The 14,391-nt window shown below is 66.7% G+C and carries 15 protein-coding genes; 10 read left to right on the top strand and 5 right to left on the bottom strand.

Annotated features, from left to right (window positions below; genetic code table 11):
- The first annotated feature begins 21 nt into the window (after positions 1-21).
- The 5 genes from C7I84_RS00425 (at position 22) to C7I84_RS00405 (ending at position 3,723) form a co-directional block, all read left to right on the top strand.
- Complete coding sequence (locus C7I84_RS00425; protein WP_106770172.1) at positions 22-432, top strand: winged helix-turn-helix transcriptional regulator; 411 nt, start codon at positions 22-24, stop codon at positions 430-432.
- Positions 433-590: 158 nt separating this feature from the next.
- The gene (locus tag C7I84_RS00420) at positions 591-980 is read left to right on the top strand and encodes a hypothetical protein (protein ID WP_106770171.1); all 390 of its coding nucleotides are present in this window, start codon (positions 591-593) and stop codon (positions 978-980) included.
- A gap of 214 nt (positions 981-1,194) precedes the next feature.
- On the top strand, positions 1,195-1,812 hold the full coding sequence (gene rpsD, locus C7I84_RS00415) for a 30S ribosomal protein S4 (RefSeq protein ID WP_106770170.1): 618 nt from the start codon (positions 1,195-1,197) through the stop codon (positions 1,810-1,812).
- 219 nt (positions 1,813-2,031) lie between these two features.
- Entirely contained in the window at positions 2,032-2,880 is an 849-nt protein-coding gene (ttcA, locus tag C7I84_RS00410) for a tRNA 2-thiocytidine(32) synthetase TtcA (RefSeq protein WP_106770169.1), read from the top strand.
- A 15-nt stretch (positions 2,881-2,895) separates the two neighbouring features.
- Complete coding sequence (locus C7I84_RS00405; RefSeq protein ID WP_106770168.1) at positions 2,896-3,723, top strand: inositol monophosphatase family protein; 828 nt, start codon at positions 2,896-2,898, stop codon at positions 3,721-3,723.
- Positions 3,724-3,759: 36 nt separating this feature from the next.
- Here C7I84_RS00405 and C7I84_RS00400 read toward each other — a convergent pair whose 3' ends face one another.
- Positions 3,760-5,010, bottom strand: coding sequence for a multidrug effflux MFS transporter (locus C7I84_RS00400; protein WP_106770167.1), 1,251 nt, complete (start codon positions 5,008-5,010; stop codon positions 3,760-3,762).
- Positions 5,011-5,312: 302 nt separating this feature from the next.
- Positions 5,313-5,648 carry a Grx4 family monothiol glutaredoxin gene (gene grxD, locus C7I84_RS00395; RefSeq protein ID WP_106770166.1) on the bottom strand — a complete coding sequence of 112 codons (336 nt, stop codon included), beginning with the start codon at positions 5,646-5,648 and terminating at the stop codon, positions 5,313-5,315.
- A 169-nt stretch (positions 5,649-5,817) separates the two neighbouring features.
- Here grxD and C7I84_RS00390 point away from each other — a divergent pair, with 169 nt between their 5' ends.
- The 3 genes from C7I84_RS00390 to C7I84_RS00380 all read left to right on the top strand — a co-directional run bounded on the left by C7I84_RS00390 (position 5,818) and on the right by C7I84_RS00380 (position 8,102).
- Positions 5,818-6,615 (top strand): phosphodiester glycosidase family protein, encoded by a 798-nt coding sequence (locus C7I84_RS00390; protein ID WP_245428266.1) that lies wholly within the window; start codon positions 5,818-5,820, stop codon positions 6,613-6,615.
- 222 nt (positions 6,616-6,837) lie between these two features.
- Positions 6,838-7,179 (top strand): ArsR/SmtB family transcription factor, encoded by a 342-nt coding sequence (locus C7I84_RS00385; RefSeq protein WP_106770165.1) that lies wholly within the window; start codon positions 6,838-6,840, stop codon positions 7,177-7,179.
- Complete coding sequence (locus C7I84_RS00380) at positions 7,176-8,102, top strand: SRPBCC family protein (protein WP_106770164.1); 927 nt, start codon at positions 7,176-7,178, stop codon at positions 8,100-8,102. Before C7I84_RS00385 ends, C7I84_RS00380 begins: the two co-directional genes overlap by 4 nt.
- A 227-nt stretch (positions 8,103-8,329) precedes the next feature.
- Here C7I84_RS00380 and C7I84_RS00375 read toward each other — a convergent pair whose 3' ends face one another.
- The 3 genes from C7I84_RS00375 to C7I84_RS00365 all read right to left on the bottom strand — a co-directional run bounded on the left by C7I84_RS00375 (position 8,330) and on the right by C7I84_RS00365 (position 12,438).
- Entirely contained in the window at positions 8,330-8,563 is a 234-nt protein-coding gene (locus tag C7I84_RS00375) for a BolA/IbaG family iron-sulfur metabolism protein (RefSeq protein ID WP_106770163.1), read from the bottom strand.
- 115 nt (positions 8,564-8,678) lie between these two features.
- Positions 8,679-10,913, bottom strand: a complete 2,235-nt coding sequence (gene purL / locus C7I84_RS00370) for a phosphoribosylformylglycinamidine synthase subunit PurL (protein WP_106770419.1) — start codon at positions 10,911-10,913, stop codon at positions 8,679-8,681.
- A 109-nt stretch (positions 10,914-11,022) separates the two neighbouring features.
- Positions 11,023-12,438: an aminotransferase-like domain-containing protein gene (locus C7I84_RS00365; protein ID WP_106770162.1), complete on the bottom strand. Its 1,416-nt coding sequence runs from the start codon at positions 12,436-12,438 to the stop codon at positions 11,023-11,025.
- 90 nt (positions 12,439-12,528) lie between these two features.
- Between C7I84_RS00365 and C7I84_RS00360 the strand changes: the two genes are divergently transcribed.
- Both C7I84_RS00360 and C7I84_RS00355 read left to right on the top strand, forming a co-directional pair.
- Complete coding sequence (locus C7I84_RS00360) at positions 12,529-12,774, top strand: DUF1127 domain-containing protein (protein WP_106770161.1); 246 nt, start codon at positions 12,529-12,531, stop codon at positions 12,772-12,774.
- 725 nt (positions 12,775-13,499) lie between these two features.
- A complete protein-coding gene (locus C7I84_RS00355; protein WP_106770160.1) occupies positions 13,500-14,324 on the top strand; it encodes a hypothetical protein in 825 nt (274 codons plus the stop codon).
- Positions 14,325-14,391 lie beyond the last annotated feature (67 nt).

Here is a 14,391-nt window from a genome sequence, read left to right as displayed (position 1 = left end):
GGTTACCGCGAGGGAACTGCGATGAATGCCAGAACCGGAACGACGGCGGCGGCGCCGCTTCTGCAGGCCAGCCCCGGCTTCGCCCAGGACGAGCGCGGCGGCTGCCCGATCCGCGAGGTGCTCGACCGTGTCGGCGACACCTGGAGCATCCTCGTCATCTTCAACCTCCAGCCCGGGCCGATGCGCTTCAATGCGCTCAAGCGCGCCATCGAAGGCATCTCGCAGCGCATGCTGACGGTGACGCTGCGCTCGCTCGAGCGCGACGGCCTGGTGAGCCGCACCGTGCGGCCGACCACCCCGCCGGAGGTCGAATATGCGCTGACCGAGCTCGGTCATTCGATCGCCGTGCCGATCGATGCGCTGGGCGTATGGGCGGCGCGCAACCGCGACGCGATGCGGATGGCGCGCTCGGCGTTCGATACCGGAGCGTGAGCGGTCACGGGAACGGCGTGGGGCCTTCCGATGCGAGATGACTGCAACCGCCGGGAACATTCGCGGTACGGTTGAGTTTTGGAAGCGATTGCGTCCAGAACGAAACGCCTGCCGGCGTTGCTTGGCCAGCACCCGGCAGGGAGCATCGGGAGCAGGCCATGGAACTGACGATCTATCTTTCGAAAGTCTTCGGCATCGCGCTGATCGCCATGGGCGCGTCGATCATGCTCAGGCGGCGCTATTTCGTTCCGGTCTTCGGCGCATTCGTGCGCGAGCGGCTGCTTCGGGCCGTCATGTCCTTCATCGAGCTGCTCGGCGGGCTGTTCCTGATCGTCGGCCATACCGCCTGGTCGCCCTTGCCGGCGGCGATCATTTCGCTGCTCGGCTGGGTCGCGGTGATCGAGGCGCTGTGCTATCTGCTGCTGCCGGACGAGGCGGTCGAGGGCATGCTGGATACCTTCAACAAGCCGTCCTGGTATGTCGGCGGCGGGCTGGTTTCGATCCTGATCGGTGTCTATCTCGCCGGTTTCGGCTTCGGATTGTGGTGAAACTGCGATTTTGTTGACAGACCGGGTCGGATGCCGTAGTAGCCCACCGAACCGCGCAGCAATGCGCGGTCTTTTGTTTGACGTGTCCCGTGGGTCTTTCCGCAAAGCGTGCGTGGGAGACCCTGTCAGGTCCCGAAAAAGGGGGCCAGAGGAGGGCGCGTTTCCTTCGCTCGGAGCGTGAGGCTGCGGGCGTATCGTTTTGAAAGGGAATGCGATGAGCAAGCGCGAATCCGCGAAGTACAAGATCGACCGCCGTCTCGGCGAAAACATCTGGGGCCGTCCGAAGTCCCCGGTCAACAAGCGTGAATACGGTCCCGGCCAGCACGGCCAGCGCCGCAAGGGCAAGCTGTCCGACTTCGGCCTGCAGCTGCGCGCCAAGCAGAAGCTCAAGGGCCATTATGGCGACGTCTCGGAAAAGCAGTTTCGCAAGACCTACGAGGAGGCCAACCGCCGCCGCGGCGACACCTCCGAGAACCTGATCGGCCTGCTGGAGTCGCGCCTCGACGCGGTCGTCTACCGCTCCAAGTTCGTGCCGACGATCTTCGCGGCGCGCCAGTTCGTCAACCACGGCCACGTCAACGTCAACGGCAAGCGCGTCAACATCGGCTCCTACCGCTGCAAGCCGGGCGACGTGATCGAGGTGCGCGAAAAGTCGAAGCAGCTCGTCCTGGTGCTGGAATCGGTGCAGCTCGCCGAGCGCGACGTGCCGGACTACATCGAGGCCGACCACAACAAGATGACCGCCACCTTCGCGCGCGTTCCCGGCCTGGCCGACGTCCCGTTCGCCGTGCAGATGGAACCGAACCTGGTGGTCGAGTTCTACTCGCGCTGATAGTCGTCCGCGAGCGATCCTGTTTTCGAAGGCCGCCCTCGAGGCGGCCTTCGTCGTTTCCGGCTTCGGTCTGCGCCGTCCGGAGCGGGTCTCGTGCCCGGCCGAGCCGTTGCCGTCGATCGGTCCCGCGCATCTTTTGCGCCGGCCTGCTCTTCCCGCAGTTGTTTGCGGTGGGCAGGCCGGATAGAGAGGGCCGCATTGAAGAGGCTCGTCAGCGCCATGAACGTCGCCGTCATTCCGCAACAGGTCGAAGAAAGCAGTGGGGGCTGCCATCCGCTGTTCCGCGACGTGCCGTCCTCCGTCGAGTTCAACAAGCTGCGCAAGCGGCTGCTGCGGCAGGTGCGCGAGGCGATCGACAGTTTCGCCATGGTGCGGCCGGGCGAGCGCTGGCTGGTGGCGCTGTCGGGCGGCAAGGATTCCTACGGGCTGCTCGCGGTCCTGCTCGACCTCAAATGGCGCGGCCTGCTGCCGGTGGACCTGCTCGCCTGCAACCTCGACCAGGGGCAGCCGGATTTTCCAAAACACATCCTGCCGGATTTTTTGAACCGCTACGACATCCCGCACCGCATCGAATACCGCGACACCTATTCCATCGTCACCGACAAGATCGCCGAAGGCGCCGCCTACTGCTCGCTGTGCTCGCGGCTGCGGCGCGGCCATCTCTACCGCATCGCGCGCGAAGAGGGCTGCTCGTCGCTGGTGCTCGGGCATCACCGCGAGGACGTGCTCGAGACCTTCTTCATGAACCTCTTCCATGGCGGGCGGCTGGCGGCGATGCCGCCGAAGCTCATCAACGACGAGGGCGACGTGATGGTGCTGCGGCCGCTCGCCTTCTGCGCGGAAGCCGATCTTGCCCGCTTCGCCGACGCCATGGCTTTCCCGATCATCCCTTGCGATCTCTGCGGCAGCCAGGACGGCCTGCAGCGCAACGCCATGAAGGCGATGCTCGACGACATCGAACGAAAGATGCCGGGCCGCAAGGACACGATGATCCGGGCGCTCGCCAATGTGCGGCCCTCGCACCTGCTCGACCGCGGCCTCTTCGACTTCTCCGCCCTTTCCCGATAACAGCGAGATTTTCCCATGCGTTTTGACGACACTTCGGTCGATTGGCTGACCGCGCTCCTTGCCGAGGCGGCCGCTGCCGAGATCATGCCGCGCTGGCGCCGTCTTTCGGCGGACGACATTCGCCAGAAGACCTCGGCCATCGACCTCGTCACCGAGGCGGACATCAGCGCTGAGCGCTACATCACCGCGCGGCTCAGGCAGCGGTTTCCCGGCGCGCTGGTGGTGGGCGAGGAAGCCTATGCCGCCGATCCCGCCGTGCTCGCCGGCCTGGACGAGGCGGACCTCGCCTTCGTCATCGACCCGATCGACGGCACGCTGAATTTCGCGTCGGGGCTGACGCTGTTCGGCGTCATGCTGGCGGTGGTGAGCAAGGGCGAGACGATCGCCGGCATCATCTACGACCCGGTCGGCAAGGATTTCATCCTGGCGGCGCGCGGCGCCGGCGCGCATGTCCGCCACGGCGACGGCCGGCTGGAGCCGGTCCGCGCGGCGGCCGCGGCGCCGGTATCGGCGATGAGCGGAGGAATCTCCTGGACCTATGTGCAGGAGCCGGAGCGCTCGATGCTGACGCGCAACCACGCCAAATTCCGCTCGCATTTCAACTTCCGCTGCGCCGCGCACGAATACCGCCTGCTGGCGACCGGCGGCGCGCATTTCGTGCTCTACATGAAGCTGACGCCGTGGGATCACCTGCCGGGCATGCTGATCCATGCCGAGGCCGGCGGCTATTCGGCGCGGCTCGACGGCGAGCCTTACGTGGCGTCGCGCATGGACGGCGGCATCCTGGTGGCGCCCGACAAGGCGAGCTGGGATGAGATCCGCGCCACGCTCTGGGCGCGCTGACCGTCGGCGGGCGAACCTCGGCGCACCCGCCGGCCCCTACGCCGTCGGCTTCGGATCGTGCTGGGCGCGGAACAGTTTTCCGCGCTCGGCGATCAGCACCATGACGAGCCCGAGCGCCGCGACGCCGCAGAAGCCGGCGGCGAGCGGGGTGGTGGTGCCGTCGAAGGACTGGCCGATGAAGGCGCCGATGAGGCCGCCGCCCAGCGTCTGCACGAAACCCTGCACCGACGAGGCCGAGCCGGCGATGTGGCCGAGCGGCTCCATCGCCAGCGCGTTGAAGTTCGAGCCGATCCAGCCGAACTGGAACATGGCGGCGGCGAACAGGATGACGAACGGGACGAGCGGCACCGGGCCGAGCAGCGACCAGACGAACCAGGTCAGGCTGACCAGGAAGAAGCCGATCAGCGCCGCGTGCGACAGCCGGCGCATGCCAAGCCGCATCACCAGGCGCGAGTTCAGGAAGGACGACACCGCCATCAGCCCGGCGACCAGGGCGAAGACCACGGGGAACCACACGCCGAGGCCGTAGATGCCGACATAGACCTGCTGGGCGGAGTTGATGAAGCCGAACAGCGCGCCGAACACGGTAGTGGAGGCGAGCGTGTACCAGAGCGACACGCGCGTCGTCAGCACGATGCCGAAGGCCTGGCTGATCGCCCCCAGCGTGAAGGGCCGCCGGTCCTCGGGGTGCTGCGTCTCCGGCAGGCGCAGCGCCGCCCACAGCGTGATCGCCAGCGCGATCAGCCCCATGCAGACGAAGATGAAGTGCCAGTTGGCGAACAGCATCATCACTTGGCCGATGCCCGGCGCGATCACCGGGATGATCATGAAGACCATGAAGATCAGCGACATGGTCTCGGCCATCTGCCGTCCGCCGAAGCGGTCGCGCACCATCGACACGGCGATCACGCGGGTCGAGGCGGCGCCGACGCCCTGGATGAAGCGCAGCGCCAGCAGCGTCTCGAAATTCGGCGCGAACGCGGCGGCGAAGGCGGCAATCAGGTAGACCGTGAGGCCGAACAGCAGCGGCAGCCGACGCCCGAATCGGTCCGAAGCCGGGCCATAGGGCAGCAGCGCGGCCGCCATGCCGGCGAAATAGGCCGTGATCACATATTGCCGGTGGTTCTCGGTCTCGACGCCGAGGCTGGCGCCGATCTCCTGCAGGCCGGGCAGCATGATGTCGATGGCGAGCGCGTTGAGCGCCATCAGCGCCGCGCAGAGCGCGATGAACTCCCAGCGGGCGAGGGGGAAGGCGAGTGCCTTGCTGGCGGGCGATTGCTGGTCCATCGGACGGCTCCGGCTAAAGCATGTATCCCGAAAGCGCGCAGCGGTTTCGGGATAAAGACATGCGCAAAATCAAGAGCAGCGCGTCGCATGGATCCTCTTTCACGCGACCCGCCGTAGAGCATGATTCCGAAAAGCGCGGACTTTTCGGACGAAGATCATGCGGTAGACAAAACACACGGAGCGGAATGACCGTTCACTCCGACCGCACTCCGCTCCAATGCGCCAAACGAAATGCGCCGGCAGGCCGGCGCATCCTTTGTCTGGCTTTTGTTTTGAGCCCGGCCGGTCCGCCGGGCCGCGCGTCAGGCCGCGCTGCTGACGCTGACGCCTTTTTCCTCGAAATATCCCTGCAGCTCGCCCGCCTGGAACATCTCGCGGATGATGTCGCAGCCGCCGACGAACTCGCCCTTCACATAGAGCTGCGGGATGGTCGGCCAGTTCGAATATTCCTTGATGCCCTGGCGCAGCTCGTTGGAGGTGAGCACGTTGACGCCCTTGTAGTCGACGCCGAGATAGTCGAGGATCTGCACCACCTGGCCGGAGAAGCCGCACTGCGGGAAACCCGGCGTGCCCTTCATGAACAGCACCACGTCTTTGCTCTTCACTTCGCTGTCGATGTATTCGCCGATGCCGCTCATCCGAAAAATCCCTTGCCTTGCCTGTGGGAGTCAGGCCCGAAACATGCCATTCAAATAAACCCTAAGGCCACCCGAAACAAGGCATCCGATCCTTTTCCGGCTGGTCCAGCCAGCACGATGCCGCCGCCGGACCTGGCCCGGCAGTTCGTTCGCACCGCGATGAGGCAGGGTGAGCCGCGCAGCGATTGTCTCGATTGTCCTGATCGTTCTTGCGATTGCCGCCGCCGCCGGCTTGTGGTTGTCCGGCGGGGACAAGCGTCCGGCGCCTTTCGACGCCGCCGAGTTGCCGGCGATGTGTCGGGAAACGACGTTCGAGCAGGCCGCCTACGTCGTCTGCACGGTCGACCCCGGCCAGGCCGATATCGGCGTCTTCCATGCGGGGCCGGACGGCGGGGCTTACGGGTCGCTCGATGCTTTCGATCAGGCGATGGCGGCGCGCGGCAGGCCCGTGGCGCTGGCCATGAACGCCGGCATGTATCACGAGGGCCTCGGTCCGGTCGGCCTGCTGGTCGAAGACGGCCGCGAGGTCACGCCGGTCGAGACCGCGGACGGGGAGGGCAATTTCTTCCTCAAGCCGAACGGCATCTTCGTCATCCGCGACGACGGTGCGGCGGCCGTGACGGAGACGGAAAAATTCCGGGCCGGGCGCCCGGCGGTGCGCTTCGCCACACAGTCCGGGCCGATGCTGGTGATCGACGGACAAACCCATCCGCGCTTCCTGCCGGACGGCACGTCGCGCTACACCCGCAACGGCGTCGGCGTCACCGAATCCGGCAGCGTCGTGCTGGCGATCTCGCTGACCGAGGTCAGCCTCGGCAGCTTCGCCCGGCTGTTCCGCGACGCGCTCGCCTGCCCGAACGCGCTGTTCCTCGACGGCGACATTTCGGCGTTCTCCAACGGGAGGAGAACGCTGCTCGGCGGAAAGCATCCGGTCGGGCCGATCATCGCCGTGTTCGCGAAACAATAGCAGCGGCTACAATTATCCGCATCGCGCTAGGCAGGTCGTCGGCGCAGCGGCGCGTTCCCTTCTCCGAGTGCCTTCCGGGCCATGCCATTGTTTAGGGAACGCTCCCTACCGCAGGGGAGAAGCCGGGAGCGGGCCTGCCGGGCCGAACCTCTCGAACGATAAAACTTAGCAAGTTGGCGAAGTTTTCCTTGCGCCGCCGCGGATCGCGCGATAGTTAGCATTATGGCTAAGCATGATCCTGACCTCTCGCTGCTCTTCCACGCTTTGGCCGATCCGACCCGCCGATCGATCCTGACGCGGCTCGCCGAAAGGCCGGCGCGGGTGACGGAGCTGGCTGGACCCACGGGACTGCGTCTGCCCACGGTGATGCGGCACCTTTCCGTGTTGGAGGAGGCCGGGCTGATCGCAACCTCCAAGGACGGGCGCATACGCACCTGCGCCATCGTTCCCGAGGCCTTGGAGCCGGCGCGGACATGGATCGATGAACAGCGGGCCATCTGGGAAGCTCGGCTCGACCGGCTGGACGCCTTTGTGATGAACGTGATGAAGGAGCGCGCGAAATGACATCGAACTTGCAGCGGGGCAGCACGACCCCTGAAGGATCCGATGGTGGAAGGAGCCGTTTTGCGACGCTGACCTTCGAGCGGGACGTGGCCGCGCCGTTGTCGGTGCTGTGGCAGGCCTGGACGGCGCCCGCCGCCCGGGCGGTCTGGGCCGCGCCCACCCCCTCCGTCACCGTGGAGTTCTTGGAGGCTGACACCAGGGTTGGCGGACGCGAAGTCTCGCTCTGCAAGGTCGAGGGCCGGCCGGACATCCGCTGTGAATGCGGCTGGCTTGAGCTGCAACCGGCGATGCGTAGCGTCAACTACGAGGTGGTCTCCTCCGGTGGTGTGCCGCAATCGGCGGCGCTGGTGACGGCTGATTTCTCAGGCTCGGACGAGCGCAGCCGGCTGGTCGTGACGGTACAGCTTTCCTCGCTGGCCAAGGATATGCAGGCTGGCTACCGACAGGGTTTTGGCGCGGGGCTGGATAATCTCCAGGGCGCGGCCGAGCGGACAATGGTGCTGCAACGGGTCATCCGGGCGCCGCGATCCGTCGTCTGGGGCGCGTGGATGAACCCCGAAGCGCTGCCGCAATGGTGGGGGCCGGACGGGTTTTCCTGCCGGACGAAGAGGATCGACCTGCGGTCGGGCGGCGAATGGGTTTTCGACATGATCGGGCCCGACGGCACCGTCTATCCCAATCACCATCGCTATGGCGAGGTCAGGCCCGAAGTGGGGTTCGGCTATGCGCTGTTATGGGGCGAGAACGGGCCGAAACATGCCGACGCCTGGGCCTCGTTCGAGGATCAGGACGGAGCGACGAAGGTCACGCTGGGCATGGTGTTCAGCACGGCTGCCGAGTTCCGGGAGGCCAAGGGTTTTGGCGCCGTGGAACTGGGACTGCAAACCCTGGGCAAGCTGGAGCGCTTCGTCACATCCCGCTGAATTGCCGCGGCTTCCCGTCGGCGCGAATTGGGCTTGCGGGCGAGGTCGTCATCCATGCCGCCCCCGATGGCTGTCCGAGCAAGGCTGGATCGCGGACGTCATGAACAAGATCGAGAAGGTGGTCTTCTCGGTCGCGGAGCGCTGCGGCATGCTTGTGCATGCCTGTTGCCATCACGAAACGCAGCGGCGCTGCCGAAGCCGATTGAAACGAATCGCGCCGAAGCAGGTCAATCCGGCGCGCTGGTCTGCAGCGCCAGCGCGTGCAGCACGCCGCCCATATTGCCCTTCAGCGCCTCGTAGACCATCTGGTGCTGCTGGACGCGGCTTTTCCCGCGAAAGCTTTCCGCCACGACTTCCGCCGCATAGTGGTCACCGTCGCCGGCAAGGTCGCGGATCGTCACCCGGGCATCCGGAATGCCTTCCTTGATCAGGCGTTCGATGTCGTGCGCGTCCATCGCCATCGGCGAAGCTCCCCGTTTGGTCTGCTTGACCCAGATATGGCCTCCGGGGCCGGGGAGGTCAATCGGCCGACCGTCGATCGCCGAAGAAGCAATACCCGTCCGCCGGAGCGTCCCGTCAGTTTTCCTGCGGCAGGTCGCCGGCCATGAAATTCGGGAACCAGCCTTCGTGCGCCGCCTTCAGCTCGGCGAGCGCTATCGCCCGGGCATCGCCGAGCTTCAGCTCCTGCCCGCCGGTGACGCCGATCCACGGCGCGAACACGCCGGTATCCTCGAGGAACTCGTTCAGGAACCAGTCGATCCGGTCGCGCCGCATGGTGACGACGTAGCGGCCCTGGTCCTCGCCGAAGAAGACGGGAACCGGCGAGACGCCCTTGAGCTGGCTGACATTGGCGCCGATGCCGCCGGCCATCGCCATCTCGGCCAGCGCCACGGCCAGCCCGCCGTCGGAGACGTCGTGCACGGCGGTGGCGACGCCGTCTGCGATCAGTTTTCGTACCAGATCGCCCACTTTCTTCTCATGCGCGAGGTCGACCGGCGGCGGCGGGCCGTCGCTGCGGCCGAAAATGTCGCGCAAATAGATCGACTGGCCGAGATGCGTGCCCCAAATGGCCGGCGCGCCGACCAGCACGATCGCCTCGTCGGCGGCGGCGAAGCCGATGCGTGCCATCTTCGACCAGTCGCCGATCAGGCCGACGCCGCCGATGGTGGGCGTGGGCAGGATGCCCTGGCCGTTGGTCTCGTTGTAGAGCGAGACATTGCCCGACACGATCGGGAAGCCGAGCGCCCGGCAGGCTTCGCCGATGCCTTCGATGGCCTTCACCAGCTGGCCCATGATCTCCGGCCGCTCCGGATTGCCGAAGTTGAGATTGTCGGTGGCGGCCAGGGGCTCGGCGCCGGTCGCCGTGAGATTGCGCCAGCACTCCGCCACCGCCTGCTTGCCGCCCTCGAACGGGTCCGCCTCGCAGTAGCGCGGCGTGACGTCCGAGGAGAAGGCGAGCGCCTTGGTCGGGTGGCCGTCGATGCGCACCACGCCGGCGTCGCCGCCGGGGATCTGCAGCGTGTTGGCCAGAATCAGCGTGTCGTACTGCTCCCACACCCAGCGCCGGCTGGAGAGGTCCGGGCCGCCCAGCATCTTGATGAGCGCGTCGGCCACGTCGGCCTGCGGGATATCGTCTGTCGCGAGCGGCGCGGGCACTTTCGGCTCCGTCCACGGCCGGTCGTATTCCGGCGCCTGGTCGCCGAGTTCCTTGATCGGCAGGTTGGCGACCTCCTCGCCCTGGTGCAGGATGCGGAAGCGCAGATCGTCGGTGGTCTTGCCGACGATGGCGAAGTCCAGCCCCCACTTCTCGAAGATCGCCGCCGCCTCGGCCTCCTTTTCCGGCTTCAGCACCATGAGCATGCGCTCTTGGCTCTCCGACAGCATCATCTCGTAGGCGCTCATGCGCTCCTCGCGCACCGGCACATGATCGAGGTCGAGTTCGATGCCGAGGTCGCCCTTGGCGCCCATCTCCACCGCCGAGCAGGTGAGGCCGGCCGCGCCCATGTCCTGGATGGCGATGACGGCGCCCGACGCCATCAGCTCGAGGCAGGCCTCCAGCAGGCATTTTTCGGTGAAGGGATCGCCGACCTGCACGGTCGGGCGTTTTTCCTCGATCGTATCGTCGAACTCCGCCGACGCCATGGTGGCGCCGCCGACACCGTCGCGCCCGGTCTTGGCGCCGAGATAGACGACGGGCAGGCCGACGCCCTTGGCCTCCGACAGGAAGATGCCGTCGGTGCGCGCCAGGCCGGCGGCGAAGGCGTTGACCAGGCAGTTGCCGTTGTAGGAGCGATCGAAATTGACCTCGCCGCCGACCGTCGGCACGCCGAAGGCGTTGCCGTAGCCGCCGACGCCGGAGACCACGCCGGCCACCAGGTGGCGCGTCTTCGGATGGTCGGGCTCGCCGAAGCGCAGCGCGTTCATCGCCGCGATCGGCCGCGCGCCCATGGTGAAGACGTCGCGCAAGATACCGCCGACGCCGGTCGCCGCGCCCTGGTAGGGTTCGATGTAGGACGGGTGGTTGTGGCTCTCCATCTTGAAGACGACCGCCTGGCCGTCGCCGATGTCGACCACGCCGGCGTTCTCGCCCGGCCCCTGGATCACCCGCTCGCCCTTGGTCGGCAGCGTGCGCAGCCATTTCTTCGAGCTCTTATACGAGCAGTGCTCGTTCCACATCGCCGAGAAGATGCCGAGCTCGGTGAAGCTCGGCTCGCGGCCGATCAGGTCGAGGATGCGCCGGTACTCGTCGGGCTTCAGCCCGTGCGCCTTCACCAGCTCGTCGGTGATGGCGACGTCGTTGCGGATGGTCATCGTGCTGCCATGGACTCCGTGGGGCTTGCCGCGCTCCATAGCGCAAGCCGGCGCCGCGATACACCGCCCGCTGGGGATAAATTCGCGTGAAGTGCCGGTTTTTGCGCGATCAGCCGTAACTGTCGTAGCCGGCGCCGCCGTGATCCATCAGCCGCCTGAGCGTGGCGAAGCCGGCGGCGACGTCTTCGCGGGTGGGCGGCATGGAGAAGCTGATGCGGACGCGGTGGAAGACACGCTCGCTGCGGCCGGCCTTGTATTCGTCCTCGTCGTCGACGAGCACGCCTTCGTTGGCCGCCACCTGCTTGAAGGTGCCGGACATCCATGGCTCGGGCAGCTTCATCCACAGGTAAGGCGCGTTCTTGTGCGAGCGGAAGTCGTGGCCGGCGAAGATCTTGCGCGCCAGCTCCTCGCGCGCGGCCAGCTCGCGCCGCACCTTGCCGCGGGTCTTCGCCGCCTCGCCGCCATTGACCAGCTCGGCCGATAGAGAGGCGAGCAGGAAGGGCAGGCCGCCGGTCACCATCTTGTGCGCGGTCTGCACGCGCGGCGCGAAATGCGCGGGGCAGGCGACCCAGCCGCCGCGCACGCCTGCCGACACCGCCTTGGACAGGCCGCCTATGTGGAAGGTGCGCTCCGGCGCGATCTCCGCAAGCGTCGAATAGCCGGTCTCCAGCAGCGTGCTGTAGACCGCGTCCTCGATGATCCAGACATTGTATTTTCTGGCGATCTCGACGATGGCGCGCTGCCGCTCCGGCGCCATGATCGACAGCGTTGGGTTCTGCAGCGCCGACATCAGGAAGACCAGTTTCGGATGCTGCTGGGCGCACAGCCGCTCGAAATCGTCGGGATCCGGGCCGTGCTCGTCATTGCCGAAGGCGACCGTGCGCCGGCCGATCAGGCTGGCGCTGCGCGAGATCGACGAATAGGTGATCTGCTCGAAGGCGACCCTGTCGCCTGGCGCGGTGGTGGCGGCGATCACCGCCAGGATGGCGGCATGGCAGCCGGATGTCGGCACGATCGTCTGCGGCTCCGGCCGCCAGTCGCCGGAGGCGAGCCACGCGCTGCCGGCGGTGCGCCACTCGTCGGGCCAGCGCCGGGTGTAATCGACCACCTCGTCCGGATGATTGCGAATGATGCGCTCGGTGATCTCGCGGATGGCGGCGCTCTGGCCGAGATCGGGCGCCGACGTCGTGTCCATGCGCAGCTTGCCCGCCGGCGCCGGGACGGCGCGGCTCCAGGTGGCAGCGGGAGCTGCGGCCTGGGGCTGCGGCTCGGGCGTATCGCCGCTGCCCAGCACATAGGTTCCGCGTCCGACCTCGCCGCTGACCAGGCCGCGCTCGCGCGCCACCGCATAGGCGCGTGTCACCGTGCCGATGGTGACGCCGATGTCAAAGGCGAGGTTGCGCTGCGGCGGCAATTTTTCGCCCGTCGGCAGCCTGCCGTCGCTGATGTCGCGCTCGATCTGGTCGGCGAGGCGAAGATAGAGCGGGCCGGAGCCCTCGGACAGATCGGGAAGCCAATTTGTCATGATGACAATTTCATAGCTTGCAATTGCAATAGGGTCAATTCACAAGATTGTACCCATTGAAGAGGACATTTTGTGCGAGAGGACAGGAAAATGAGTGCAATAGAGACATTGGCTCAGAGCCGGTCGATTCATTCAGGCCCGGCGCGCGGTTTCTTCCGGCGGCAGGGCGCCGCTGCGGCCCGCCTTCTCAACACCGTCTCGGACAGGGTCTCGGTCATGCTGGAGCGGCGGCGCAGCCGGCTGGCGCTGCTGGGGCTGACCGACGACCAGCTCAAGGACATCGGCCTGTCGCGCGCCGATGCTCATCGCGAGGGAATCCGCCCCTTCTTCGACTGATGCCCGCATTGCCGGGGATGGACGCGGGCAGAAAAGGCGATCATGCGATGCGGAGGCGATCGACCATTCCGGCACGGCCGCTGCCCGTCCGCTGTCTCGACGCCGCGTTGCGCTGGTGGAACGGGCTGCCGCGAAAGCAACTCACGCGGCGCGGGCTGATGGAATTGAGCGACGATCAGCTGGCCGAGCTCGGCATGCCGCCGCGGAGGCGCCGGTCGAATTGAGCTTGCCTCGAGCCTGCGGGGCAAAGGCTAAGAGGGCTACAGTTTCGGATCTTCGGCATCGGCTTTGGCGTCTTCGAGTCCGAGGCCCGGATTCCCGACACTCTCCGCTCGCTTCGCTCGCTCACGAGGTCGGGAATGACGACATCGACCGATACTGCGCCAATCACCAACGTCTGTGATTGGCAAAGCAGATCGTCTGTGATTGGCGAACCAGATCATGATTGTCGTCATTCCCGACCTCGTGAGCGAGCGAAGCGAGCGGAGAGTGTCGGGAATCCAGGCCTCGGACTCGAAGACGCCAAAGCCGATGAAGACCTTCTCTCGGAGACGGCCCGAAGGGCCGGTGAGGGGGCGCTTCCGCCGCCTGTGACCGGCCAGACCCATATGCGATCACCCGCAACGGTCCTTGTCAGCATCCGTCAGGATTGTTTTCGCAAATTTATCCCCACCCTCCCGACCGCAGCGATACTTTCGTCCGCCTGTGCTGGAAAGGAAGCGGCGGTGGACTGGGATGCGGCGATCGACAAGAACCGGGAAGCGCTGAAGCGCATCGTCGCCATGCTGCTTGCCATGGCCGGGCTGGATGCCGGGGAACTCAGGGGACAGTTTACTTTGTTTCGGCAGAAAGGCGGCAGCGGTTCAGGCCTCGCGCGGGCCGAAAAAAGTAAACTGTCCCCGGCGCTTGCGCCGGCACTTGACCCCGCGCTTGCCCTTCCCCGCCGCCTCCATCGCGCCATACTCAGGTTGCTGCGCCCGGCCGAAGCCGCGGTGCGGCGCCTCATCGTCGTGGCCGCGCGCGGGCTCGTCGTGACCCTGCCGCCGCCGCGGCAGAAACCGCCGCCGAAATATCGGCCCGGAGCCGGCCCGGTTCGCATGCCGGCACGGCCGAAAGCCCGCGCCCGCCGCACCTCCCTGCCGCTGCTCGACCCGCTGAAACCCTGGAACCGCCGCCCGCGGCGGGCGCCCAGGGGCGTGCCGCGCATCTCCTGTCCCGGCTACAGCGAGCCGTTCCGCATCCCCGTCTGGTCGCCCAACGATCCGATCGACGCGTCACGGCTGGACGCGCGGCTGCGGGCGCTGGTTTTGGCGCTCGACGACCTGCCGGGCCAGGCAAGGCGCTTCGCCCGCTGGCGAGCACGCCGCGACGCCGCCCTCGCGCGCGAGCGGGAATCCGGCTGCCTGCGCCGGTTCGGCCGCTTCTCGCCGCTGAAGCCCGGCCGGCCGCCAGGCTGGCAGCGAAAAAAGCCCGTTCATGAGGTGCACGAGGTCCTCGACGTCGTGCACGGGCTTGCCCAGTGGGCGCTGGAGCCGGCCGATACGTCGTGATTGCGCCCTCCGGACGCGGACAGCTAAGGTGGATGGCCATCGCGGATTTTTTCGCGGCGTGGCGGCG

This window comes from Kumtagia ephedrae (assembly GCF_003012745.1).
In the GTDB taxonomy this organism is placed as follows: Bacteria; Pseudomonadota; Alphaproteobacteria; order Rhizobiales; family Rhizobiaceae; genus Kumtagia; species Kumtagia ephedrae.
Note: the sequence above shows the minus strand (reverse complement) of the source record. Positions and strands in the feature narration are given on the sequence as shown.

Bases quoted from the DNA above. Each gene is read 5' to 3' on its own strand.
- C7I84_RS00375 (WP_106770163.1), bottom strand. From the start codon at position 8,563: ATGGCGATGGACGCGCACGACATCGAACGCCTGATCAAGGAAGGCATT.
- ttcA (WP_106770169.1), top strand. From the start codon at position 2,032: ATGAACGTCGCCGTCATTCCGCAACAGGTCGAAGAAAGCAGTGGGGGC.
- C7I84_RS00405 (WP_106770168.1), top strand. From the start codon at position 2,896: ATGCGTTTTGACGACACTTCGGTCGATTGGCTGACCGCGCTCCTTGCC.
- C7I84_RS00360 (WP_106770161.1), top strand. From the start codon at position 12,529: ATGAGTGCAATAGAGACATTGGCTCAGAGCCGGTCGATTCATTCAGGC.
- C7I84_RS00425 (WP_106770172.1), top strand. From the start codon at position 22: ATGAATGCCAGAACCGGAACGACGGCGGCGGCGCCGCTTCTGCAGGCC.
- purL (WP_106770419.1), bottom strand. From the start codon at position 10,913: ATGACCATCCGCAACGACGTCGCCATCACCGACGAGCTGGTGAAGGCG.
- grxD (WP_106770166.1), bottom strand. From the start codon at position 5,648: ATGAGCGGCATCGGCGAATACATCGACAGCGAAGTGAAGAGCAAAGAC.
- C7I84_RS00365 (WP_106770162.1), bottom strand. From the start codon at position 12,438: ATGACAAATTGGCTTCCCGATCTGTCCGAGGGCTCCGGCCCGCTCTAT.
- C7I84_RS00420 (WP_106770171.1), top strand. From the start codon at position 591: ATGGAACTGACGATCTATCTTTCGAAAGTCTTCGGCATCGCGCTGATC.
- rpsD (WP_106770170.1), top strand. From the start codon at position 1,195: ATGAGCAAGCGCGAATCCGCGAAGTACAAGATCGACCGCCGTCTCGGC.
- C7I84_RS00380 (WP_106770164.1), top strand. From the start codon at position 7,176: ATGACATCGAACTTGCAGCGGGGCAGCACGACCCCTGAAGGATCCGAT.
- C7I84_RS00400 (WP_106770167.1), bottom strand. From the start codon at position 5,010: ATGGACCAGCAATCGCCCGCCAGCAAGGCACTCGCCTTCCCCCTCGCC.
- C7I84_RS00385 (WP_106770165.1), top strand. From the start codon at position 6,838: ATGGCTAAGCATGATCCTGACCTCTCGCTGCTCTTCCACGCTTTGGCC.